The 22,202-nt window shown below is 72.8% G+C and carries 19 protein-coding genes; 10 read left to right on the top strand and 9 right to left on the bottom strand.

The features are described 5' to 3' along the window. Positions 1-66: 66 nt before the first annotated feature. A complete protein-coding gene (locus tag I4Q55_RS26030) occupies positions 67-2,655 on the top strand; it encodes a CHAT domain-containing protein (RefSeq protein ID WP_206791235.1) in 2,589 nt (862 codons plus the stop codon). A gap of 152 nt (positions 2,656-2,807) precedes the next feature. Then, positions 2,808-3,614, top strand: coding sequence for a lipase (locus I4Q55_RS26025; RefSeq protein ID WP_307793304.1), 807 nt, complete (start codon positions 2,808-2,810; stop codon positions 3,612-3,614). Here I4Q55_RS26025 and I4Q55_RS26020 read toward each other — a convergent pair. Genes I4Q55_RS26020 through I4Q55_RS26010 form a run of 3 tightly spaced genes read right to left on the bottom strand, consistent with a single transcriptional unit; the run spans position 3,604 to position 6,469 of the window. Next, entirely contained in the window at positions 3,604-4,446 is an 843-nt protein-coding gene (locus I4Q55_RS26020) for an ABC transporter permease (RefSeq protein WP_206791234.1), read from the bottom strand. The genes I4Q55_RS26025 and I4Q55_RS26020 overlap by 11 nt on opposite strands. Continuing rightward, positions 4,443-5,354, bottom strand: a complete 912-nt coding sequence (locus I4Q55_RS26015; protein ID WP_206791233.1) for an ABC transporter ATP-binding protein — start codon at positions 5,352-5,354, stop codon at positions 4,443-4,445. The genes I4Q55_RS26020 and I4Q55_RS26015 overlap by 4 nt, the downstream gene beginning before the upstream one ends. Then, positions 5,351-6,469: a hypothetical protein gene (locus I4Q55_RS26010; protein WP_206791231.1), complete on the bottom strand. Its 1,119-nt coding sequence runs from the start codon at positions 6,467-6,469 to the stop codon at positions 5,351-5,353. The genes I4Q55_RS26015 and I4Q55_RS26010 overlap by 4 nt, the downstream gene beginning before the upstream one ends. 178 nt (positions 6,470-6,647) lie before the next feature. On the opposite strand from I4Q55_RS26010, the gene I4Q55_RS26005 reads away from it, so the two are divergent. Further along, positions 6,648-7,715, top strand: coding sequence for a methyltransferase (locus tag I4Q55_RS26005; RefSeq protein WP_374194490.1), 1,068 nt, complete (start codon positions 6,648-6,650; stop codon positions 7,713-7,715). A 484-nt stretch (positions 7,716-8,199) separates the two neighbouring features. Here the strand turns inward: I4Q55_RS26005 and folP are convergent, their stop codons facing one another. Continuing rightward, positions 8,200-9,066: a dihydropteroate synthase gene (gene folP, locus I4Q55_RS26000; protein ID WP_206791229.1), complete on the bottom strand. Its 867-nt coding sequence runs from the start codon at positions 9,064-9,066 to the stop codon at positions 8,200-8,202. 97 nt (positions 9,067-9,163) lie between these two features. Between folP and I4Q55_RS25995 the strand changes: the two genes are divergently transcribed. Further along, positions 9,164-9,811, top strand: coding sequence for a rhomboid family intramembrane serine protease (locus tag I4Q55_RS25995; protein WP_206791227.1), 648 nt, complete (start codon positions 9,164-9,166; stop codon positions 9,809-9,811). Between the two features lie 75 nt (positions 9,812-9,886). Here the strand turns inward: I4Q55_RS25995 and I4Q55_RS25990 are convergent, their stop codons facing one another. Then, complete coding sequence (locus I4Q55_RS25990; protein ID WP_206791225.1) at positions 9,887-10,666, bottom strand: alpha/beta fold hydrolase; 780 nt, start codon at positions 10,664-10,666, stop codon at positions 9,887-9,889. Between the two features lie 122 nt (positions 10,667-10,788). On the opposite strand from I4Q55_RS25990, the gene I4Q55_RS25985 reads away from it, so the two are divergent. Beyond that, the gene (locus I4Q55_RS25985) at positions 10,789-11,532 is read left to right on the top strand and encodes a serine protease (protein WP_206791223.1); all 744 of its coding nucleotides are present in this window, start codon (positions 10,789-10,791) and stop codon (positions 11,530-11,532) included. 57 nt (positions 11,533-11,589) lie between these two features. On the opposite strand, the gene I4Q55_RS25980 is transcribed toward I4Q55_RS25985, so the two are convergent. Together I4Q55_RS25980 and I4Q55_RS25975 are read right to left on the bottom strand one after the other, a co-directional pair. Further along, positions 11,590-12,417, bottom strand: a complete 828-nt coding sequence (locus tag I4Q55_RS25980; RefSeq protein WP_206791221.1) for a DUF11 domain-containing protein — start codon at positions 12,415-12,417, stop codon at positions 11,590-11,592. A gap of 180 nt (positions 12,418-12,597) precedes the next feature. Next, positions 12,598-13,233, bottom strand: a complete 636-nt coding sequence (locus I4Q55_RS25975) for a TetR/AcrR family transcriptional regulator (RefSeq protein ID WP_206791218.1) — start codon at positions 13,231-13,233, stop codon at positions 12,598-12,600. Between the two features lie 87 nt (positions 13,234-13,320). Between I4Q55_RS25975 and I4Q55_RS25970 the strand changes: the two genes are divergently transcribed. From I4Q55_RS25970 to I4Q55_RS25950, 5 genes are all read left to right on the top strand, one after another. Beyond that, complete coding sequence (locus I4Q55_RS25970; protein WP_206791217.1) at positions 13,321-15,021, top strand: TIGR03086 family metal-binding protein; 1,701 nt, start codon at positions 13,321-13,323, stop codon at positions 15,019-15,021. A gap of 415 nt (positions 15,022-15,436) precedes the next feature. Further along, a complete protein-coding gene (locus I4Q55_RS25965) occupies positions 15,437-15,823 on the top strand; it encodes a hypothetical protein (protein ID WP_206791216.1) in 387 nt (128 codons plus the stop codon). A gap of 303 nt (positions 15,824-16,126) precedes the next feature. Further along, on the top strand, positions 16,127-16,708 hold the full coding sequence (locus I4Q55_RS25960) for a TetR/AcrR family transcriptional regulator (RefSeq protein WP_206791215.1): 582 nt from the start codon (positions 16,127-16,129) through the stop codon (positions 16,706-16,708). 20 nt (positions 16,709-16,728) lie between these two features. After that, on the top strand, positions 16,729-17,901 hold the full coding sequence (locus I4Q55_RS25955) for a Glu/Leu/Phe/Val dehydrogenase dimerization domain-containing protein (RefSeq protein ID WP_206791214.1): 1,173 nt from the start codon (positions 16,729-16,731) through the stop codon (positions 17,899-17,901). A 40-nt stretch (positions 17,902-17,941) separates the two neighbouring features. Beyond that, positions 17,942-18,970 (top strand): LLM class flavin-dependent oxidoreductase, encoded by a 1,029-nt coding sequence (locus tag I4Q55_RS25950; protein WP_206791213.1) that lies wholly within the window; start codon positions 17,942-17,944, stop codon positions 18,968-18,970. On the opposite strand, the gene kstD is transcribed toward I4Q55_RS25950, so the two are convergent. Together kstD and I4Q55_RS25940 are read right to left on the bottom strand one after the other, a co-directional pair. Further along, on the bottom strand, positions 18,967-20,691 hold the full coding sequence (kstD, locus tag I4Q55_RS25945; protein WP_206791212.1) for a 3-oxosteroid 1-dehydrogenase: 1,725 nt from the start codon (positions 20,689-20,691) through the stop codon (positions 18,967-18,969). The genes I4Q55_RS25950 and kstD overlap by 4 nt on opposite strands. Positions 20,692-20,879: 188 nt before the next feature. Next, positions 20,880-22,070: a cytochrome P450 gene (locus tag I4Q55_RS25940; protein WP_206791211.1), complete on the bottom strand. Its 1,191-nt coding sequence runs from the start codon at positions 22,068-22,070 to the stop codon at positions 20,880-20,882. Positions 22,071-22,202 lie beyond the last annotated feature (132 nt).

The following is a 22,202-nucleotide window of genomic DNA, read 5'->3' as shown; positions in this document are numbered from 1 at the left end:
ACGGGTCGGCAACCCGAGCACCGAACCCCTCCATCTGATACACACCAGCCGGAATGGGCACAAGCGGTGACGACCGCCCTGGCCAAGGCGGTCGCCGCGGCGGACCTCGCGTTCACCGCTCCCGCCAAGGCGCGGGCGCTGGCCGGGGCCGCGCTCGCGGAGGCGAACGGCCACGCCGAGGCCGCCGCGGTCGCCGAGCACGCGCTCGGCCTCGCCGGGGTCTCCACCGGCCGCCTCGCCGACGCCGAAACCCGGCTGCGCGCCGCCATCCGGCTGGCCGACCGCGCCGGGCTGCGCGCGCGGGCCGCCCAGACGCGCGGTGTGCTCGGCTACGTGCTGACGCTGACCGGGCGCACGGCCGAAGCCCTGCGCGAGCTCGACCGCGCGATGCCCGAGCTGACCGGGACGGCGGCCGCGCGGCTGCGCATGCAGCGGGCCGTCGTGCTCACCGAAATCAGCCGGTTCGGTGACGCCGCCACGGAGTTCGCGGGCGCGCTCGACACGCTGCGCGCGGCCGGCGGGGACGACCTCGTCGAGGCGACCATCCGCACCAACCGCAGCATCGTGCTGGCCCGCCTCGGCGACTGGCGGGGCGCCGAGGATGACCTGCGCCGGGCCGAGCGCGGGTTCGCCGCGACCGGCCACATCGGACGGACGGCGATGGTGTGGCAGAACCGCGGCCTCGCCGCCACCGTCCGCGGCGACGTCCCGGCCGCCCTCGCCGCCTACGACGAAGCCGCGTCGCGCTACGAAGCGGCCGGCACCGACCCGGGGCTGCTGCCCATCGAACGCGCCGAAACGCTGCTCTCGGTCCGGCTGATCGCCGAAGCGCGCGAAGCCGCTACTGCCGCCGTCGCGGCGTACGCAGGCCGGCGCAACGCCGTCGACCTCGTCCAGGCGCGGCTGCTGCTGGCGAAAGTCGCGCTGCTCGACGGCGACCCCGCGACGGCGTTGCGCGAAGCCTCCCTCGCCCGGCGGTCCGCGGCCCGGCAGCGCCGGCCGGGCTGGGCCGCGCTCGCCGGTTACCTGGCCCTGCGGGCCCGCCGCGACAGCGGGCTCCGGACGACGGCGATGCTCCGGTCCGGGCAGCGCACGGTGGCCGCGCTGACCGACGCGGGCTGGGTGGTCGCGGCCCTGGACGCGCGCCTGATCGTCGCGTCGCTGGCGCTGGAGCTGGGCCGGCCGTCGGTCGCCGAGGCGGAGCTGACGGTCGTCGGCCGGGTGGGGCGCGACGGGCCGGCCGAGCTGCGGGCCCGCGCCTGGCACGCGACGGCGGTGCTGCGGCTGGTCCACGGCGACCGCCGCGGCGCGGACGCCGCCGTGCGCGCCGGCGTCCGGGTGATCGACCGGTTCCGGGCCGGGCTGGGCGCGAGCGAGCTGCGCGCGCACGCGTCGGGCCACGCGAGCGAGCTGACCGGGCTGGGCCTGCGGCTGGCCGTCGAAGCGGGGCACCCGGCGGCCGTGCTGCGCTGGGCGGAACAGCGGCACGCCGGCGCGCTGCGGCTGCGGCCCGCCCGGCCGCCGGACGACGAGGAGCTGGCCGCCGACCTCGCCGCGCTGCGCCAGACCGCCGTCGACCTGGCCACCGGCGCCGGCGACGCGCGGGCGCTGCTGCGTCGGCAGGCCCGGCTGGAAAAGGCGGTGCGCGACCGCGCCCGGCACGCGTCCGCCGTGTCCACTGTGTCCACATCGGACACTCGCATTCCGTCGCGCGCCGAACTCGCCGCGGCTTTGGGCCCGGCCACGCTCGTGGAGTACCTCGAACTGGACGGCAGGCTGACGGCGCTCGTCCTCACCGGCGGCCGGCTGCGGCGGCACGAGCTGGGGTCGGCGGCCGAGGCGGCGGAACGCCTGGACGAGCTGCGGTTCGCGCTGCGGCGGTCGGCGTTCGGCCTGGGTTCGTTCGCCGGGCTCGCCGAGCGGACCGCCCGCCGCCTCGACGACCTGCTGCTCGCCCCGCTCCCGCTGGGCGACGGCCCGCTGGTGATCGTGCCGACCGGGCGGCTGCACGAACTGCCGTGGCCGGCGCTGCCGGGCTGCCGGGGACGTCCGGTGTCTCTGGCGCCGTCGGCGGCGCTGTGGCACCGCGCGGCGACCGCGTCTCACGCCGACGGTGGCGACCACGTCGTCGTGGCCGGTCCCGGGCTGCCGCACGCCGCCGCGGAAGCCGCCGCGCTGGCCCGCCGCTACCCGGGTGCCCGGCGGTTCACCGGCCGCACCGCGCGGGTCGAGCCGGTGCTCGCCGCCCTCGACGGCGCGGCACTCGGCCACCTCGCGGCGCACGGCGTGTTCCGCACGGACAACCCGCTGTTCTCGGCGCTCCGGCTCGCCGACGGTCCCCTGACGGTGTACGACCTGGAGCGGCTGGCCCGCCCGCCGCGTCAGGTGGTGCTGTCGGGCTGCGACTCGGGCCGGTCGGCGATCCACGCGGGCGACGAACTGCTGGGCCTGGCCTCGGCGCTGCTGGCGCTGGGCACGACGAGCCTGGTCGCCACGGTCCTCCCGATCCCCGACGACGCCGGCCGCGCCCTGATGCTCCGCCACCACCGCCACCTCGCGGCCGGCCTCACCCCGGCCGCCGCCCTGGCCCACGCCCAGTCCGACCTCCCGGACTCCCCCGCAGCGGCGAGTTACGTCTGCTACGGCGCCGGCTAACCGTGCGCAAAGAGGCATCACGCGTGACTGAGGAGGCATCACGCGTGATTGGCGGGGCATCACCGCGATGCCCGTGGAATCACGCGTGATGCCCCTCCGGTCACGCGTGATGCCCGCTGGATCACGGGTGATGCCCGGGTCATCATGGACCTGTGCGGATCACGGCTTGGTGGGGCGGGCTCAGCCCGCGACGGCGGCTGATGCTGAGCAGTGTCGCCGTCGGCGTGGTGGCCGTGGTCGTCGTCGCCGTCATCGCCGGTTCCGGGGCCAAGGCCGCGCCCGAGGCCGGGACGCCGGACCAGGACAAGCCCGGTCCCGTCCTGCTCGTCCCCGGCTACGGCGGCGGCCGGGGTGCCCTCGAAACGCTCGCCGAGCGGATCCGGCAGGCCACCGGCCGCCAGGCCGAAGTCCTCACCCTGGCCGGCGACGGGACCGGCGACCTCGTCGAACAGGCCGCCGTCCTCGCCGAAGCCGTCGAGAAGGCCTACGAACAGGGCGCGCCTTCGGTCGACGTCGTGGGGTACTCCGCCGGCGGTGTCGTGGCCCGGCTGTGGGTCGGCCGGGACGGCGGCGAACACCAGGTCCGCCGGGTGGTGACGCTCGGCGCGCCGATGCACGGCACCGGCCTGGCCACGGCGGGCGGCGCGCTGGTGCCGGGCGGCTGTCCCGCCGCGTGCGTCCAGCTGGCGCCGGGCAGCAGCCTCCTGCAGGAGCTGGCCAAGCAGCCACTCCCGCCGGGCCTGCCGTGGCTGTCGCTTTGGACGGAAAACGACGAGACCGTGACCCCGCCGGACACCGCCCGGCTCGACGGCGCCGTCAACGTCTCGCTGCAGGAGGTCTGCCCCGGCAACGCGGCGGGCCACGGCGACCTGCCCACCGATCCCGCCGTCACCGAGATCGTCCTGCAGGCCCTCGGCACCACCCCGCTCGAAGCCCCCACCGAGTGCCTCAGCTCGTGACGTCCTTCGTCGCGAAGTTCGCCCACGCGGCCCCGAAGAACACCACGATGTAGCCGGCCTGCAGCAGCAGCCCGTGGTCGATGTTGCGCCACAGCACCGGATCGCGGAAGAAGTCGATCCAGGACAGCCAGTAGTGCGTCGGCAGGTAGGGCTTCACCGACGCGGCCGCGTCCAGCGTCTCCAGCACCGAGCTCGTGATGAGCACGGCCAGCCCGCCCAGCGCGGCCCCCAGCGCCGAGTCGGAGACCGTCGAGAGGAACACGGTGATCGCCGCGAACCCGAGCATCGACACGACGATGTAGGACACCGCGCCCAGCAGCCGCAGGCCCAGCGCCGACGAGCTGAGCGACTGCCCCGACAACGACGTCACGCCGGTCGGCTGCCCGCCCGGTCCGGCGACGCCCGGGTTGCCGCCGGTGCCGAACAGGATCACGCCGAGCACCAGCGACGTCAGCACGACGATGACGATCGCCGCGGTGACGTACACCGCGAGCGCGACCATCTTGGCGCCCAGCAGCCGGGTCCGGCCGACCGGCCGCACCAGCAGGTAGCGCAGGGTGCCGGTGGCCGCCTCGCCCGCGATCGCGTCGCCCGCGGTGACGGCGACCGCGATCGGCAGGAACAGCGGCAGCACCAGCGCCAGCGCGGCCGCCGGGTACAACGCGCCGTCGTTCACCACCGCCGAGAGGAACGCCCCGCCCTGCCCCGGCGGCGGCGCGAAGTCCGCCGTCGCCAGGAAGACGCCGACGATCGCCGGCAGCAGGCACAGCAGCAGCACGCTGAACCACACCCGCGGCCGCAGCACGAGCTTCCGCAGCTCGACGCCGATCACCGCGCCGCTCCGAACCGGTCCGAACCCGGGCCCGTCAGTGCGAGGACGACCTGTTCCAGCGTCCGCTGCTCGGCGTGGATCGACGTCACGCGCACCCCCGCTTCGACGAGCAGCGCGTTCAGCGCCGCCGGATCGGCGTGCCGGATGACCAGCCGGTCGCCGTCGCGGGCTTCGAGCTGGCCGTCGAGGACCGCGGCCGCCTCGGCGGCATCCGGCGTGCCGACCAGGATCCGGCCGGTGGCCGCCCGCAGCGTCGCCAGGTCGTCCTCCAGCACGAGCCGGCCGCGGTCGACGACGCCGACGCGCGTGCACAGCTGCTCCACCTCGGCCAGCAGGTGGCTCGACAGGAACACCGTGGTGCCGCCCGCGTTCAGCTCGACCAGCAGCTCGCGAATCTCCTTGATGCCCTGCGGGTCGAGCCCGTTGGTCGGCTCGTCGAGGACCAGCAGCCGCGGCTTCCGCAGCAGCGCGCCGGCCAGCCCGAGCCGTTGCCGCATGCCGAGCGAGTACGCCTTCACCGGCCGCTGGTCGACCCCGCCCAGCCCGACCTGTTCGAGGGCTTCGTCGATGCGGCGGCGACGGGTGCGCCGGCCCCCACCGCGACCGGCGGCGTCGAGCAGCGCCAGGTTCCGGCGCCCGGACAGGTGCGGGTAGGCGGCCGGGCCCTCGACGAGCGCGCCGACGTCCGGCAGCACCTCGGCGACCCGCTTCGGCACCGGTTTCCCGAGCACCTCGATCTCCCCGGCGGTCGCGTAGACCAGGCCGAGCAGCATCCGGACGAGCGTGGTCTTGCCCGAGCCGTTGGGGCCGAGGAAGCCGTAGCGGTCGCCTTCGCGGACTTCGAGGTCGACCGCGTCGACAGCGACCGTTCGGCCGTAGCGCTTGGTCAGCGCGCGCGTGACGATCACGAGCCGCTCCGGCGCAGCCGGGACAGCTCGTCGGCCACGGACTTCAGCACGTCCGGCGTCACGGTGCCGGCCAGCAGGTAGGAGCGCCGGGAGACCGACGACCGCACGATGGCCAGGGACAGCGGGGTGATCGACAGCTGCACGACGGTGCCCGCGGCCAGCTTGACCTGCACCGCACCGGCCTTCCCGGCGGCGTCGCCCGCGGCGTTGGCCACGGTCCGCGGCACGGCGATGACGGCGAAGGCGGCCAGCCCGCGCCCGTAGAGCGCGGCACCCTGCACGCCCCCGAAGTTCGACGACACCACCGGCCGCCCGGCGAGCTGCGAAGGCAGCGTGACCTGGCTGAACGCGCCGAGCGTGTCGGTGACGTCCGGGGCGCTCGCCACGGTGAACCCGGACCCGAGCACCGGCCGCGGCGCCTCGACGACCGGCATCGTCTGCTCGAGCTGCCGGAACTCGGTCACCAGGATCGGCGCCTCCTGCCCGCGCGCGGTGACCTCGACCCGCACGGCGACACCGGTGCCGGCGTCCGCCCAGACGTCGACGCGCCCCACGGTGGTGTCCGGATCGGCGGGGACCAGCCGCAGGCCGGACGCGGCGACCCCGGCGACGTTCCGCCCGGGCAGCGCGCGCACCGGATCGCCCTGCGCAGCGCGCAGGATCCGCCGCGCGAGCTCAGGCGGCAGCAGGTCCCCGGCCCGCGGCAGCCGCAGCCCGGGCTCGCCGATCAGCGAGGTCAGCGTGTTGTCGCCGTAGTCCCAGGTGTATTCACCGTCGGGCAGCCGGTAGACGTCGTGCTCACCGGCGGTGCCGAGAACGTCGACGCGGTACCGGTCGGGCCCGGCGTACCAGGCTCGCATGGGCGTCCGCATCGAGAAGAGCGCGGTGACGGCGGCGAGGTTGGGCAGCTCCGGCAGGGCGAGCGACCCGGCGCTTTCGGCGTAACCCTGGTACGGCTTTCCGGCGGAGTCGAGCACAAGGGCGCGCAGCTTCTCCGGATCGACGGCCGCCCCGGCCGGCGCGAGCGCGGAGACGACCGACGGCGCGGAGACGAGCACCGCGGCCACGGCGGCGACGACCGCCCACCGGCGCCGCTTCCCGTGCCGCAACACCATCAGGCATCACCTCTTCGTCCTTTGTACGCCATGGCCCCGGGTCCCCAGCTAGAGTCGAAGGGTGACGCATCCCGTTCATGCTGCCGTCCTGAGCTAGTTCCCGCTCCGGAACTCCGCACACCCCGCACTCTCGCGGGTGCTTCGCCGTGCCCGCAGCAAGAACGGAAACCCCTTTCCCGTGGCTCAATTAGTCCTGCCCGGCGAGCCCCCTCGCCGGCTCTTTTCCCCACCCACGCGACACGCGGTGGCCGCCACCGACGGCCTGTCCGCGGCCGCGGCCCTGCGCACGATGCAAGGCGGAGCAGCCCTGCTCTGGCACGGCGACTACCCGGCTGCGCGACGCCTGCTCGCGGCCGTGAGCAGGCGCATCCCCCAACCCCCACCGGACGATTACCCGAGTTACCGCGCGAACCGCGCCCACCGCGCGCGGCTGCTGTCCCTGCTGTACGTACCCCTCGATCCCGGCCACGTGATCCCCCTGCGCCGGGCACCGGACGTGTCGGCGGCGTGTCTTCAGGTTTACGGCCCACTGCGCGAACCGGCGGCGGTGCCGTTGCGTGAGCTGCTCGGAGTCATCGGGGCGGCGGAGTGGCGCCGCAGAGGTATCGCGGTCCCGGCACTCGGTGCCCGGATCCACCCGCACTACGGAGTTTTCGCCCCGGTGCGTCAGGAGTATGTCGATCTGGTGGCAGAGGCACCGTTGCCGAGCACGGAGCTGGCGTTCGACATCGGCACCGGAACAGGCGTGCTCGCGGCAGTCCTGGCCCACCGCGGGGTCCGGCGTGTGGTGGCAACGGACACCTCACCCCGGGCGATCACGTGCGCGGCCTCGAACCTGGCCAGGCTGGGTTTCGCCGACCGCGTCCAGGTGGTGGAGGCGGACCTGTTCCCCCGCGGCCGGGCCCCCTTGGTGGTGGCGAACCCCCCGTGGTTGCCGGGCCGGCCACGGGGGCCGCTGGACCACGCGGTCTACGACCCGGGCAGCCGCATGGTGAGAGGGTTCCTGGACCGGGCGCGGCGACACCTGACGCCGGATGGTGAGGCATGGCTGGTGCTGTCGGACCTCGCGGAGCACCTGGGGCTGCGCAGGCGCGAGGAGTTACTGGGCTGGATCGCAGCGGCGGGGCTGCGGGTAGCGGACCGGACGGAGACACCGGCACGACACCCGCGCGCCCTCGACCCGAATGATCCACTGCACCGGGCCAGGGCCAAGGAAGTGACGTCCCTCTGGAGGCTCAGGGCGTAGCGAAAAACCGGCGACCGGCAACGCAAGCCGGCCACAAGGCGACGACGCGGACCGGCGGCCGGCAACGCAAGCCGGCCAACGACGTCACCAGACCTCCCCCGCCCCTCATCCCAGCCTTCTCTTCAGTCGACGACCGGGTTTGTCAAGGCACGCTTTCCCGCCTTGACAAACCCGGGCGGCGACTGACAATCCGAACGGAGGGGCGGGGGAGGTCGGACCCGCAGCCCAGCCGCGGCAGAAGCCTGCCGCGGCAAAAAAGATTGTCCTCGCCGGACGGGCAGGCTCCGGGATGACCACCCGTCCCGCTGTCCCCTCACGTTCCTGAGGTGGGCCGCTGGGTGGTCATCCCGTCGCCTGAACGAGGCCTATCACTTTGAGCCGGGCCCGCAAGCCTGCGTCGTCCCCTCACGTTGATCTGTGTGTTGCGGGCCCGGCTCAAAGTGATTTCACGGCCTCAGGCGACGGGATGACCACCCCGCTCCTTTTACTGGAGCGCCGCTACCGCCTCCACCGCTTCCCTCGTCTCCCTGACGTTGTGCGCCCTGAAGACCGCTGCTCCTGCGTGCGCCGCTATTGCCGTGGCCGCCAATGTTCCTGCCAGGCGGTCGTGGGCTTCCACGTCCAGTGTCTCGCCGATCAGGTCCTTGTTCGACAGTGCCACCAGTACCGGCCAGCCCGTTTCCACCAGGCGGTCGAAGTTCCGCAACAGCTCCAGTCCGTGGCGGGTGCTCTTGCCGAAGTCGAACGTCGGGTCGACCAGGACGCCGCTGCGGGGGACCCCCGCTGCTACGGTCCGTGAAGCCGCCGCCGTCAGCTCCGCCACCACGTCCGCCACCACGTCCTCGTACCGCGGCCAAAATGGCCGCTCCGGGGTTGGGGCCGGGTACGGGTCCGTGCGGACCGGCATGCCTCCGACGTGGGAACACACGTAGCCCGCGCCGAACTCCGCGGCCACCTCCACCAGCTTCGGGTCCGCGCCCGCCCAGGTGTCGTTCAACAAGTCCGCGCCCGCTTCGCAGACCTGGCGGCCGACCTCGTGGCGCCACGTGTCGACGCTGATCACCAGCTCCGGGTGGCGGCGGCGCACCTCCGTCACGAACGGGACCACCCGCCTGCTCTCCTCGTCGACGTCGACCTCGGGGCCCTCGCCCGCTTTCACCCCGCCGATGTCGACGATGTCGGCGCCCGCGGCGACCGCGCGATCCACCGCTTCGATCGCCGCGGTGTCGGCGAACGTCGCGCCCTTGTCGTAGAACGAGTCCGGGGTGCGGTTGACGATGGCCATGACCAGGGCGCGGTCGCCGGGCATGCGACGGCCCCGGAAGACCATCTCCGGGCGGTGTGACGTCATGTCACCAACCCTGCCAGGTCACGGCTGGGTCCGAAAAGCCGCGTCCGGGGCCCGCGCCAGTTATCCTCGGGCGCGCAAACCGATCAGGGGGGACGAAATGGGCGAGGAACCGGCACGCAGCGACGCCGAGGCGATGATCGCCGAGGCCAAGCGAGCCCTGTGGGTGATGGTCGGCCTGCTGGCCGTGCTGTGGCTGGTGCAGCTCGTCAACGCGCCGAGCGGCTACGACCTGAGCCGGGAGTACGGCATCGAAGCGCGCGATCCGACGTCGCTGCCGGAAATCCTCAGCTCCCCGTTCCTGCACTTCAGCTGGGGCCACATCGAAGGCAACTCGGGACCGCTGTTCATCTTCGGCTTCCTCGCCGCCTACCGCGGGGTGAAGAAGTGGCTCGGCGTCAGCCTGCTGATCATCATCGCCAGCGGCCTCGGCGTCTGGTTCATCTCGCCGTCGCACTCCGTCACCGTCGGTGCCAGCGGCCTGGTCTTCGGCTACTTCGGCTACGTCATCGTGCGCGGCCTGTTCGACCGGCACCTGATCGACATCGTGATCGGGCTGGTGATGGCGTTGTGCTTCGCCTACCAGTTCACGTCCCTGCTGCCGACCGAGGAAGGGGTCAGCTGGCAGGGCCACCTGTTCGGCTTCGTCGGCGGCATCGTCGGCGGCTGGCTGTTCCGCGACCGGCGGCCCAAGGCGGTCGCCGCCCCCGACCCGGCGACCACCCTGCTCCCCAAGAACCTCAGCTAGGCGGCTCGAACTCCGGCGCCGACCCCCTGACCGGGGCCGGGACCGGCAAACCGGACCGAAGTGGCGGCCGGGGCCTCACCCCGGACCGAACGCGAACACCGCCTCGGTGAACTGGTCGGGGTCGAAGTCCATGGCCTGGTGCGCCTGCCCGCGCATCGGCACGACGTCGGCACCGGGAATCCGCTCCGCGACCGCCTGCGCCGCGAGCCGGAGGTAGGCCGGGCTCTCGGTGCCGGCGAACAGCCGGACGGGGATGGCGATTTCGCCGAGCCGCTCGTCGAACACCATGCCCTCGACCACGTCGAGTTCGCGCGGGATCGTGGGCGCCGCGGCCACCCGGGCGCGCCAGACCGGCGTGCCGCGCATGGCCTCGACGTCGGCGGGCGGGAGCCGGAGCGCCTCCTGCAGGAAGATTTCGAGGATCTTCTCCGGGTCTTCCGCGGCCCGCATGCGGCTGCGCGCATCCAGGCCGACCACGGATCCGCCCGGTTCCGGCCGCGGTGGCTCGTACGCGACCAGCCGGCTGACCGCCTTCGTGCGCCGGACGGCTTCCAGCGCGCACAAGGCGCCGTAGGAGTGCGCGACGAGGTAGACGTCTCCGCCGGCGGCTTCGGCGACGGCGGCGATGTCCTCGCCTTCGCGCCGGATGTCGTAGGCGGGTGCTTCGGCGCGGCTGAGGCCGCGGCCACGGCGGTCGACGACGTGCAGGCGGTAGCGCCGGGCGAGCCGGTCGCGGACCGCCGTCCAGCGCGTGTGGTCCGCGCCGGTGCCGTGCACGAGGACCATCGGCGGCCCGTCGCCGAGGGTCTCGAAGCCGATGACCGTCCCGTCGGGCGAGGTGACCGATGCCGTCATGGTCCCGAGGCTAACGGCCTTCCGCCGCGCGGCACTGCTGTGCGGCGCTGTGCGGCCGCTATGAGGTCGCTGTGCATCGGGCTCCGAACGCTGCGGACACGGCGGCGCTGTGGTGGTCTGGAGTGGTGGCGATCAAGTTCCCCGGCACCGCGCTGACGGCGGCGGCCGCGTTGCTCGTGCTGGCGACCGGCCTGGTCGTCGGCACCGGCACGACCGCCGACGACGCCTACGCCGCGGGCGCGCCGGCACCGGTCACCACGCCGCCGGTTCCGGGGAAGCCCGCCGCTTCCCCGGTGGGGGCGCTGTTCGCGAACGGAAGCCACTTCTGCACGGCCAGTGTCGTGCACTCGGGTGCCGGCGACCTCGTCCTGACCGCCGCGCACTGCGTCCGGGACGGCATGTCCTTCGCCCCGGGCTACCACGACGGCGTCGCGCCGCTCGGGATGTGGCCGGTGACTTCGGTGGCCGTCGCCGACGGCTGGACGGCTTCGGCGGACCCGGACCTGGATTTCGCGTTCCTGACCGTCCGGCAAGCCGGAAACCCGGCTTCGCTGGAAAGCCTCACCGGCGCGAACGTGCTCGGCACGAATCGCGGTTTCGTGCACCGGATCACCCTCACGGGCTACCCCGACACCAGCGATTCCCCGGTGGTTTGCGACGGGAACACCACGCGGGCGGACACCTATCAGCTGCGGGTGGCGTGCCCCGGTTTTCCGGACGGAACCAGCGGCGGACCGTGGGTGACCGACGGCGCGGTCATCGGCGTGATCGGCGGTTACCAGCTCGGCGGCGACAGCCCGGACGTTTCCTACAGCGCGTATTTCGACGACGACATCGCCAAGTTGTACGCGTCGGTGACCGGCTGAAACCGGGCCCGTGTCCCAACAGCGGACACGGGCCCGGTTCGCTTTCGCTCAGCAGGTTCAGCAGCTCACGATGAGCCCGGTGAGCGCCGAGCACGTCTTCGACGCACTGTCGTTGGCGGCATTGGGATCCGCCGGCGAGCTCGCCGTCCGCACCGCCGTCGTGGTGTACGAACCGAGCGCGAGCAGGCCGCCGTTGACCGAGAACTTCGGCGTCGCCGAAGCACCGCTGGCCAGGGAAGCGACGTCGCAGTTCACGGTCCGGGTGGTGCCGACGCGCACGCAGCCGTTGCCGCTGGCGAACGACAGACCGGCCGGATACGTGGCCACGACCCGGATTCCGGTCGCCGCGGACGGGCCGGTGTTCGTCACGGTGAGGGTGTAGTCGATGCGCGCGTTCAGCCCGCCGTGCCCGGTGGCGCCCAGCGCGACCTTCACGTCGGCCTGCGTGGCCGGCTCGGCGATGGTGACGACCGGGCCGTCGAAGGTCTCGAAGGCGTAGTTGTCACCGACGAACTGGTGCTGCAGCGTGAACGACCCGGGTGCCGCGGTGTCCTTGACGCGCAAGGTCCACACGGTGGTCTTCGTGCCGCCCGCTTCGAGATCGCCGAAGGCGGCGCGGTAGCTGCTCCCGGCCTGGAAGCAGCCGACCGCCGTCGTGTTGGTGCAGGACACGACGTCGACGACGTCGGTGATCGCGGTCGGCGTGCCGTAAATGGCGCCCTTCGCGAAAGTCACCGTGAAATCGCGGTCGTTGTGAATGGTTTGCGTGACCGTGAATGTCTGTCCCGGAAGTACCGTGGTGGGACTGACTTCGACGGAACTGCTGGGCGTGGCCGCCTGCGCGGCGGGGGCGATTGCGAGGAACGCCGTGGCCAGTGCGGCCACCGAGGACAGGATCGTGGTCCGTCGCCAGCTTCTTTGCATAGTCGTCATCTCGCTGTTCCGGTCCGGGGAATGCCGCTCTGACAGATGGTGCATTGGAGTCTTTTCTGGACAGCCGACGCTGATCAGTCGTCGCACTCCCGGAATTCGTTACCGCCATCCGGACGCGTCGCGGCACGGCCGTCAGGACGGACGCCAGCGGCCGTTCATCTCACCCGGGCGCGGCGGCGGGCCCGGCAGATCCGGCCCTTTCGCCGACAACCCCTCGACGAGCAGGGCGAGGTACCGGTTGCGCAGCTCCAGCGTGCGGTCCGGGTCGTCGTCGACGCGGATGGCGGCACAGCACTCGAGGATCATGCCGATGTCTTCGGCGACGACGTCCGGGCGCAGCCGCCCGGACGCGTGCGCGCGCTCGACCAGTTGCTTCGTCAGTTCGCCCGCGCGGCGCGCGTCCTGGCCCATCTCGGGGGTCGGGGTGAACGTGCCGGCGAGGTGGACGGTCAGGGAGTGCACGTCGTGCTCGACGACCCGGGCGAGGAACCCGGTCAGCGCCGTCCAGCCGTCCGGCTCCTCCGCGGCGACCTCGGCTTCGCCGATGTAGAGCAGGAGCCCGTCGTGGCAGATGTGGCGGAGCAGGACCTCCTTGCTCGGGTACCGGCGGTAGAGCGCGCTGATGCCGACGCCCGCGCGTTCGGCGACCTGCGAGATCGGCGCCTTCGGATCCCCGAGGAAGACGTGGCGGGCGGCGTCGAGGATGAGGATGTTGTTGCGGGCGGCCTGACCACGGCGACCGGGCAGGGCGGTCTCTGTCTCACTCATGCGCCGAGATTAGCACTGGAACGGATCGTTCCGGTCTGCTACAGTTCGGAACGAAGCATTCCGTTCCAGCCTGTCGAGGAGTTCACCATGACGGTCCCCGCCCTCCGCCCGTTCCGCGCCGAGATCCCGCAGTCCGCCCTGGACGACCTGCAGAACCGCCTGCGTGGGGCGCTGTGGCCGGACGACCTGCCCGCCGAGTACGGCGTCACGAACGAGCGGGTCCGCGGCCTGGCCGAGTACTGGCTGGAGAAGTTCGACTGGCGGGCGTTCGAGGCGCGGCTCAACGCGTACCCGCAGTTCCTCACGGAGATCGACGGCGAGACCATCCACTTCCTGCACGTCCGCTCGTCGCGGCCGGACGCGACGCCGCTGGTGCTGACCCACGGCTGGCCCGGCTCGATCGTCGAGTACCTCGACGTGATCGCCCCGCTGACCGAGCCGGCGTCGGCGGCCGAGCCGGCGTTCCACCTGGTCATCCCGTCCGTGCCGGGCTTCGGCTTCTCGGGCCCGACCCGCTCGGCGGGCTGGGGCACGCACCGCACGGCGGCGGCGTGGACGGAGCTGATGAGCCGGCTGGGTTACGAGAAGTACGGCGCGGTGGGCAACGACGGCGGGTCGATGATCTCGCCGGAGGTCGGCAGGCTCGCGCCGGAGAAGGTCGTCGGGGTGCACGTCACGCAGCTGTTCTCGTTCCCGTCCGGCGACCCGGCCGAGATGGCGGACCTGAGCGAAGCCGACCAGGCCGCGCTCGCGCACCTGCAGTGGTTCTACGAGAACATGTTCTCCTTCAACACGCTGCAGAGCCAGCAGCCGCACACGCTGGCGTTCGCGCTCGCCGACTCGCCGCTGGGGCTGCTGGCGTGGAACGCCCAGCTGTTCGGCGAGCACCTCGACCCGGAGTTCGTGCTGGCGAACGTGGCGCTGTACTGGCTGACCCGCACGGCGGGCTCGTCGATCCGCTTCTACTACGAAAACGCGCACGCGCCGGCGCAGCCGGAGGGCCCGACAACGGTCCCGACGGCCCTGGCGATGTTCTCGGGCGACTTCCAGTCGATCCGCCGCTTCGCCGAGCGCGACCACGCGAACATCGTCAGCTGGAACACCTACGACGTCACGGCGAGTTCGGGCGGCCCCGGCGACGCGGCGGGCCACTACGCGGCCCACGAGGCCACGGAGGTCCTGGTGGGCGACATCCGCAGGTTCTTCGCCGGCCTGACGAGCGGCCGGCCGGTCCTCACCGCGGCCCACGAGGCCCTGCGTTCGGTGCTGCCGGGGGTCACGGACTGGTCGGCTCCGACCCCGTGCTCGGAGTGGAACGTCACCCAGGTCCTCCAGCACGCGGCAGGCGACCAGCTCGGCTACGCGGCGGCGATCACCGGATCGGGCGGCCCGGATTTCAACCCGTTCGCCCCCTCGGGCTCTCTGACGGGCTCACCGTCGGAGTTCCTGGAGCCGACGCTGGCCGCAGCAGCGGCGGCCTTCGCCACGGTGCCGGCGAACGCGACGGAGGTCCCCACGCCCCTGCCGCAGGGAGCCCTCCCGGCAGAGGTGGCGGCCGGAGCGGCAGCCCTCGACGCGGCGGTCCACGCCTGGGACATCGCGGTGGCCACGGGCCAGAAGTCCCCGCTGACCCCGAAGCTGGCCGAGCAGCTCCTCCCGGTAGCGCGCCGGCTGGCCGAGCCCCTGCGCGGCTTCGCGTATGCGCCGGCCCTGGAGGCTTCCCCCGAAGACGACGCAGTGGCCACGCTGCTCCGGTACCTGGGCCGCAATCCACTGTGGACCGCCTGAGCGGGGGCACCGGGAGTGGGGGGGGGGGGGGGGGGGGGGGGGGGCCGGGGGGGGGGGGGGGGGGGGGGGGGCGCCCCCCGCCACTCCCGCACGCACGCCCTCAGCTCCCGACGGCACGACGTCGTTCACCGGGCTTTCCCGGTCAGCGCCGACGAACGGCCGCCCGGTCCGCTTGGCCCTCGGCCGCGTCCGCCAAGCGAGGCGCGCCCTCCGGCCCCCCTGGCCACGGCCTTGTCCCACCAGCGAGACCGTTCCCCTCCGCCCATCAACCCGGCTGCCCGGCTGCCCGCACCGGGCCTGCCATCCCGGATCCCGCCGCCACACCTCCGCCGCCTCCCGGATCCGCGGCGAGGTCCGGCGTGTCGGTGTGGTGCGACGGGGACCGGTCCCGCACGAGGCCCGCCACGCTGGCTGCATGATGGAATCGGCTCCGCAGCGGCCTCCGGTGCTGGTCGCCGCCCTGGTCGTGCTGCCGCTGGCGGCTTTCCTGTTCGGGATGACCGAGCAGGCTGTCGCGGGGACAACAGGATTGACGTCGGTGGCCTTGCTGAGTTCGCTGCTGGCGATTCGCTTCAACGCGGCTCGGGTGACGTCGCTGGCCGTGCTGGCCCTGCAGACTCTTTCGTGGCTGCCAGGGGCTCTCAAGCACGTGGACGACGAGGCGGTCGGCCAGGCGGCGTCCTACTCCTTGATCGGCACGGGCCTGTTCGTGGGGGGCGCCGTGCTGGCTTGCCTGCCCGAGTCGGCCCAGTACTACCGTGAGGCCGCGCAGTGGCGAATCCGTCGAAAGAGCACCCTCTGATCGACGCTGCTCGCGCTCCCACCGAACGGGCCGACCCGCGTCGAACTGGCCGGCGCCACCCCGAACCGGCTCCCGCTTGACACCATGGGGCACCGCTGCCGAGCGCCGCCGCAGCCCATGCCACCGGCCCCGCCCGAGCACGCGAACCGCCGATTACCCACCACCGCCGCCGATCACTCGCCCAAGCCCACCACGGAATCCCGCTCCGCACCCCTCTCACCTGCGGTCCTGACTGTCCGCACAGGCCGAGGAACCCACATTCGGCGCCTCCCGCCGACCCCGGACCCTCGGTACGGTGACCGCATGATGCGGAAGGCGGTTGCCGTGCGGCGGGAGGAAATCGTGCGGGCCGCCCTCGCGCAAATCCGCCTTCGGGGCATCGCCGGCGTGCGGGCCGCCGACGTCGCCCACTCACTCGATGTCAGCACCGCGCTGATCTTCTACCACTTCGGGACCCTCGAAACGCTCGTCATCGAAGCCTTCCGGCAGGCCGCCGAACACGAACTGGCCAAGCTGAACGACGCGCTCGGCAAAAGCGGGCCCGCCGAAACACGACTTCGCGCCGTCCTCGCCCTGTACGGGCCCAGCAAGCACGACAACTGGCAGCTGTGGATCGAAGCCGGGGCCGCGGCCATGCGCGACGCCGCCCTGCGGGCCGTGCTTCAACGACTCGACCTGCGGTGGCGGGATGCCGTGGTCGCGCTGATCGCGGAGGGTGTCGGGGCCGGGACCTTCCGGTGCCCCGATCCGCACGGCGCCGCCTGGCGGCTGACCGCCCTGCTCGACGGGCTGGCCGTCCAGGTCGTCACGCGGCAGGGCACCGTCACCACCGGGGACTGCGCGCGGTGGGTCGAGCAGGCGATGGCGTACGAGCTCGGATGTTGACCGGGGGATCAGGAGGGGCGATGACCGAAACAGCCTTGCTCGAAGTGGCGTGGACCGATCCCGTCACCGGGTGCCGCGGGTACCTGGTGATCGACCGGCTCGTGCGCGGCGTGGCCAGCGGGGGCCTGCGCATGCGCCGCGGCTGCTCGCTGTTCGAGGTCCGCGGCCTGGCCAGGGGCATGACGCTCAAAGAGGGCCTCAACTACGACCCCGGCGGCCGCTACATCCCGCTCGGCGGCGCCAAGGGCGGCATCGACTTCGACCCCTACGACGAGCGCGCCCGCGACGTCGTCGCCCGCTACCTGCACGCCATGCGGCCGCTCATCGAGCAGTACTGGACCATGGGCGAGGATCTGGGCCTGCGGCAGGACGTCATCGACGGCGTCATCGCCGAGATCGGCCTGCTCAGCCCCGTCCAGGCCGTCTACCCGCTGCTCGAAGACCGCGAAGAGGCCACGGCCCGGCTCGCGGACGCGCTCCGGATGGAGGTCGGCGGCCTGGGGCTCGACGAGCTGGTCGGCGGCCTCGGCGTCGCGCAGGCCACGCTCACCGGGCTCGAAATGCTCGGCCTCGACAAGCGGCCGAACCGGGTCGTGCTCCAGGGCTTCGGCGCGATGGGCGGCGCCACCGCCCGCTTCCTCGCCGACGCCGGGCTGCGCGTCGTCGGCGTCTCGGACGTCCGCGGGGTCGTCGCCAACCCGGACGGCCTCGACGTCGAAAACCTGCTCCGGCACCGCGACCGCTTCGGCGGCATCGACCGTGACAACCTCAAGCCCGGCGACGAGCTCCTCCCGCCGGAAGCGTGGCTCGACGTGCCGGCCGAGGTCCTCGTCCCGGCGGCCATCTCCTACTGCGTCGACGCCGACAACCAGGCCAAGATCGGCGCCAAGCTGATCGTCGAGGCCGCGAACCTGCCGGTCACCCCGGACGCCGAAGAACTGCTCGACGCCCGCGGCATCCGCGTTGTGCCGGACTTCGTCGCCAACTCGGCGACCAACTCGTGGTGGTGGTGGACGCTGTTCGGCGACGTCGGCGCGGACGCCGAGGAAGCCTTCGACAAGGTCCGCGCCCGGATGCGCGCCCTGGTCACCAGCATGTTCGAGGTCGCCACGCTGGACGGGCTGAGCCTGCGCGCCGCCGCGCTGCGGCTGTCGGAGAAGAACCTCGAGGCCATCCAGGCCCGCTTCGGGTGAAGAGGGGAACGAATCGGGCACCCAGGTAGTTGAGCGTTGTATGAAACTCGGCATCTACAGCTTCGGCGACCGCGCGCCGGACCCGCACACCGGCGAACAACCCAGCGTCGCGCGGACGCTGGCCGACACGCTCGAGCGGATCAAGCTGGCCGACGAGCTGGGCCTCGGCTTCTACGGCCTCGGCGAGCACCACCTCGACCAGTACGCGATCTCCAACCCGGGCACCGTGCTGGCCGCCGCCGCGAGCGTCACCAGCCAGATCACCCTCAGCTCCGCCGTCACCGTGCTGAGCACCGAGGACCCGGTCCGCGTCTACCAGCAGTTCACCACGCTCGACCAGCTCAGCCACGGCCGCGCCGAGCTGCTCGCCGGGCGCGGGTCGTTCACCGAGTCGTTCCCGCTGTTCGGCAACGACCTCGGCGACTACGACGAGCTCTTCGAGGAGAAGCTCGCCCTGCTCCTGCGCATCGACCGCGAAGACCCACTGACGTGGTCCGGCAGGTTCCGCCCGCCGCTGGAGAACGCGCGGATCCTGCCGCGCCCGTACGGCAGGCGCCTGCGCATCTCGGTCGGCACCGGCGGCAACCCCGAGTCGTCGATCCGCGCCGGGCTGCTCGGCCTGCCGGTGGTGTACGCGGTGATCGGCGGGCAGCCCGAGCGCTTCGCCCCGCTGGTCGACCTCTACCGCCAGGCCGGCGAGGCCGGTGAACAGGACCCGGCGGACCTGCACGTCACCATGGGCGCGATCGGCTTCATCGCCGAGAAGTCCCAGGACGCCAAGGAAACCTTCTACCCGTACTGGCTCGAAACGATGAAGTACGGCGCCCGCGCCCGCGGCTGGGCCGTTCCGACGCGCGCGGAGTACGACGAGTACACCCGCGACGCGAACGCACTGTTCGTCGGCAGCCCCCAGGAGATCGCCGAGCGCCTGATCGCCGTCGGCAAGCTCACCGGCGCCGACCGGTACGCCATGCAGATGGACTGGTCCGGCGTACCGCACGCCGAGGTCATGCGCGCGATCGAGCTCCTCGGCACCGAGGTGCTTCCGTTGGTGGAGAAGGAGTTCTAGACGTCGTTCGCGGCGATGTAGCCGAACGTCATCGCCGGGCCGATGGTCGACCCGGCGCCGGCGTAGCTGTGGCCCATCACCGCCGCGCTCGCGTTGCCCGCCGCGTACAGGCCGCGGATCACCGAGCCGTCCGGGCGGAGCACCCGCGCCCGGGCGTCGGTGCGCAGGCCGCCCTTCGTGCCGAGGTCGCCGGGGACGAGCCGCAGCGCGTAGTACGGGGCGCTCGCCAGCGGCGCCAGGCAGGAGTTCGGCGTCACCGACGGGTCCGTGTAGTAGTGGTCGTACGCACTCACGCCGCGCCGGAAGTCACTGTCCACACCGGATCGTGCGAACCCGTTGAAGCGGTCCACAGTGGACTTCAGGGTGGCCGCCGGGACACCGATCTGCGTGGCGAGGCCCTGCAGGGTCGACGCCTTGAAGACCGCCCCGGCAGCGTACCAGGCGTCCGGGAACGGCAGGAGCGGCGCGATGTCGCGGAACAGGTACCGGTTGCGGTAGTTCTGGTCGACGACCAGCCAGGCCGGGATGTCGGGCGCCGTCGGGTTCTTGTCGTACATGGTGTGCACGACGTCGCTGTAGGGCGCGGCTTCGTTGACGAACCGCTGCCCGGCCTGGTTCACGATCAGCCCGCCGGGCAGGGTCCGTTCGGCCAGGCAGAAGTACGGGTCGCCGGGGGCCGGGATGGCCGGGCCCCACCACGCGTCGTCCATCAGGTCGAGGGCGGCGCCGGCGCGCTGCCCGGCGCGGTGGCCGTCGCCGGTGTTCTCCTTGGCGCCGACGGTCCAGTCGGTGCCGATCGGCTGCCGCTGGTACTGCGCGCGCATGGCGGCGTTGTGCTCGAACCCGCCGGAGCCGACGATCACGCCGCGCCGCGCCCGCACCAGCCCCTGCGGCACGACGACGCCGGTGACGGCGCCGCCTTCGACGTTGAGGTCGACGAGCGGGGTGTTGAGCAGCACCGGGACGTTCGCCCGCAGCAGGCCGGCGCGCAGCCCGGCGGCGAGCGACTGCCCCATGGTGAGCGGCTTCTGCCCGGCCAGCGCGGCGGCCGTACCGCGCGCGAGGCACTCGGCGGCGACGGCGGCGCCCTTGGCGTTCACCAGGGCGAGGTTGAGCCACTTGTAGTCGGCGCTGAAGACGACGAGCCCGGGCGGCGTGGCGAGGTAGGGCGGGTTCAGGTTGGCCAGCTCGGCGCCGAGCAGGTGGCCGTCGAGCACGTCCGGCTCGATCGAGCGGCCGCCCGGCAGCCCACCCGGGAGTTCCGGGTAGTAGTCGGAGTAGCCCGCCATGAAGCGGAACCGCAGCGGGCTGTTGGCCATGACGAACGACAGCATGGCCGGGCCGTGGCGCAGGAAGGCCTCCTGCCGCGCGGCCGGGACATCCGGCCCGACGACGGCGGCCAGGTACTGGGCGGCCTTCGCGGGTGTGTCGGGTACACCGGCGGCGAGCAGCACCTGGTTATTGGGGATCCAGATGCCGGCCCCGGACCGGGCCGCGGAACCACCGAAGGTGGGAGCCTTTTCGAGGACGACGACACTGAGCCCCCGCTTGGCGGCGGTCAGCGCGGCGGTCATGCCCGCGGCACCGGAACCGACGACGACAACGTCGTACTCGCCCACGGGCGCGGCGGCGGCCGGGCTGCCGAGCCCGGCGGCGACGGCAAGGCCGACACCGGCGGCGCTGCCGCGGAGGAGCTGACGGCGGGTCAGGTCGGCATCCATGGCGACTCCTCGCTCGCGGAAACGGCGAGGGACATGGTCTCCGCCCGGAGCGCAGAACTGGAACAGGTTCTACCCGAGTGGAGCAGTCACGGCCGATCCTGCTGGGCCGGTGGTCCCAACGGGAACGGGCATTCGGCGCACAGCCCCGACCATGCCGCCCCTGCCGGCCGCAACGCAAGCCTTCAGCCTCAGGCCGACCAGGTCACCGGGACCTCCTCCGGCCCGCGCACCGACAGCGGCGGCCGCCAGGTGATCGTCTCCGGCGGGACTGCCAGCGCCAGCCCCGGCAGCCGGTCCACCAGCGCCCGCAGCGCTATCTCCCCTTCCATCCGGGCCAGTGCCGCGCCCAGGCAGAAGTGGATTCCGTGCCCGAAGCCCAGCTGCTGCGCGTCCTTGCGGCGGATGTCGAACTCGGCCGCCGACGGGAACGCGTTCTCGTCGCGGTTCGCCGCTCCGACGTGCGCCAGCACCGCCTCGCCGCGCCGCACCAGGACCCCGCTCAGCGACACGTCCTCCAGCGCCACCCTCAGCAACGACGAGTCGACCGGGCCGTCGAAGCGCATGATCTCCTCGATCGCTCCCGGCGTCAGCGAGGCATCCGCGCGCAACGCCGCCAGCTGCTCCGGGTGCCGGCACAGCAGGACCACCCCGCACCCGATCAGGCTGACCGTCGTCTCGTGACCCGCGAGCAGCAGCTGCGTCGCGAGGTCGATCAGCTCCGGCTCGGTGAGCCGGTCGCCGTCCTCGTCCCTGGCGTGCACCAGCGCGCTCAGGAAGTCGTCGGCCGGGCGCGCCCGCTTCTCCGCCACCAGCGCTCCCATGTCCGCCGCGCCGTCGCGGCGGGCCTGCTCGACGTCGGCCGGCGTGTGCTGCATCGGTGTCACGATCACGCGCGACCACCGCCGGAACCGCTCGCGCCCGGAAAACGGGACGCCGAGCAGCTCGCACATCACGAGCGTCGGCAGCGGGAAGGCGAACTCCTCGACCAGGTCCGCGGGCGGGCCGTGCGCGATCATCGCCGTCAGGAGCTCGTCGGTGATCTGCTCGATCCGGGGCCGGAACGCGGCGATCCGGCGGACCGTGAACGCCTGCGCCGACAGCCGCCGCAGGCGCGTGTGGTCGGGCGGGTCCATGTTGAGGATGCTGTGCTCGCCGGTCGAAAAATCACCCGGCTCGATGAGGCACGGCGCACCCGGGTACAGCAGGTTGCGGCTGAACCGCGGGTCGGAAAACACCGTGCGGACGTCTTCGTAGCGCGTCACCAGCCAGCCTTCGTGCCCACTGGGGAACGCGACCCGGGACACCGGCGGGTGGCCGGCGTAGATCTCCCCCATCGGGACGGCGGGGTGGTCCTTCGCGGCGGGATACACAGCGGTCATGCCGCCGATGATGAGCGCCGCTTCCGCCGTCGCGGAAGGCGGCGACCCCCGGAAAACCCGTCCGGACGCCGGAAACCGCCCGGACGGCCGCACCCCCGTGCAATGTCCTTTGTGGACCACCGACCGACAAGT

Origin of the sequence: Amycolatopsis sp. MtRt-6, from assembly GCF_017308975.1 — a bacterium.
Lineage (GTDB): Bacteria > Actinomycetota > Actinomycetes > Mycobacteriales > Pseudonocardiaceae > Amycolatopsis.
This window is presented reverse-complemented; position numbering and strand designations above follow the sequence as displayed.

What these genes read in the sequence shown, in the direction of transcription:
- I4Q55_RS26010 (WP_206791231.1), bottom strand. Translation starts at nt 6,469, where the DNA reads ATGGTGTTGCGGCACGGGAAGCGGCGCCGGTGGGCGGTCGTCGCCGCC.
- folP (WP_206791229.1), bottom strand. Translation starts at nt 9,066, where the DNA reads ATGACGTCACACCGCCCGGAGATGGTCTTCCGGGGCCGTCGCATGCCC.
- I4Q55_RS25995 (WP_206791227.1), top strand. Translation starts at nt 9,164, where the DNA reads ATGGGCGAGGAACCGGCACGCAGCGACGCCGAGGCGATGATCGCCGAG.
- I4Q55_RS25990 (WP_206791225.1), bottom strand. Translation starts at nt 10,666, where the DNA reads ATGACGGCATCGGTCACCTCGCCCGACGGGACGGTCATCGGCTTCGAG.
- I4Q55_RS25975 (WP_206791218.1), bottom strand. Translation starts at nt 13,233, where the DNA reads ATGAGTGAGACAGAGACCGCCCTGCCCGGTCGCCGTGGTCAGGCCGCC.
- I4Q55_RS25970 (WP_206791217.1), top strand. Translation starts at nt 13,321, where the DNA reads ATGACGGTCCCCGCCCTCCGCCCGTTCCGCGCCGAGATCCCGCAGTCC.
- I4Q55_RS25965 (WP_206791216.1), top strand. Translation starts at nt 15,437, where the DNA reads ATGATGGAATCGGCTCCGCAGCGGCCTCCGGTGCTGGTCGCCGCCCTG.
- I4Q55_RS25960 (WP_206791215.1), top strand. Translation starts at nt 16,127, where the DNA reads ATGATGCGGAAGGCGGTTGCCGTGCGGCGGGAGGAAATCGTGCGGGCC.
- I4Q55_RS25955 (WP_206791214.1), top strand. Translation starts at nt 16,729, where the DNA reads ATGACCGAAACAGCCTTGCTCGAAGTGGCGTGGACCGATCCCGTCACC.
- I4Q55_RS25950 (WP_206791213.1), top strand. Translation starts at nt 17,942, where the DNA reads ATGAAACTCGGCATCTACAGCTTCGGCGACCGCGCGCCGGACCCGCAC.
- kstD (WP_206791212.1), bottom strand. Translation starts at nt 20,691, where the DNA reads ATGGATGCCGACCTGACCCGCCGTCAGCTCCTCCGCGGCAGCGCCGCC.
- I4Q55_RS25940 (WP_206791211.1), bottom strand. Translation starts at nt 22,070, where the DNA reads ATGACCGCTGTGTATCCCGCCGCGAAGGACCACCCCGCCGTCCCGATG.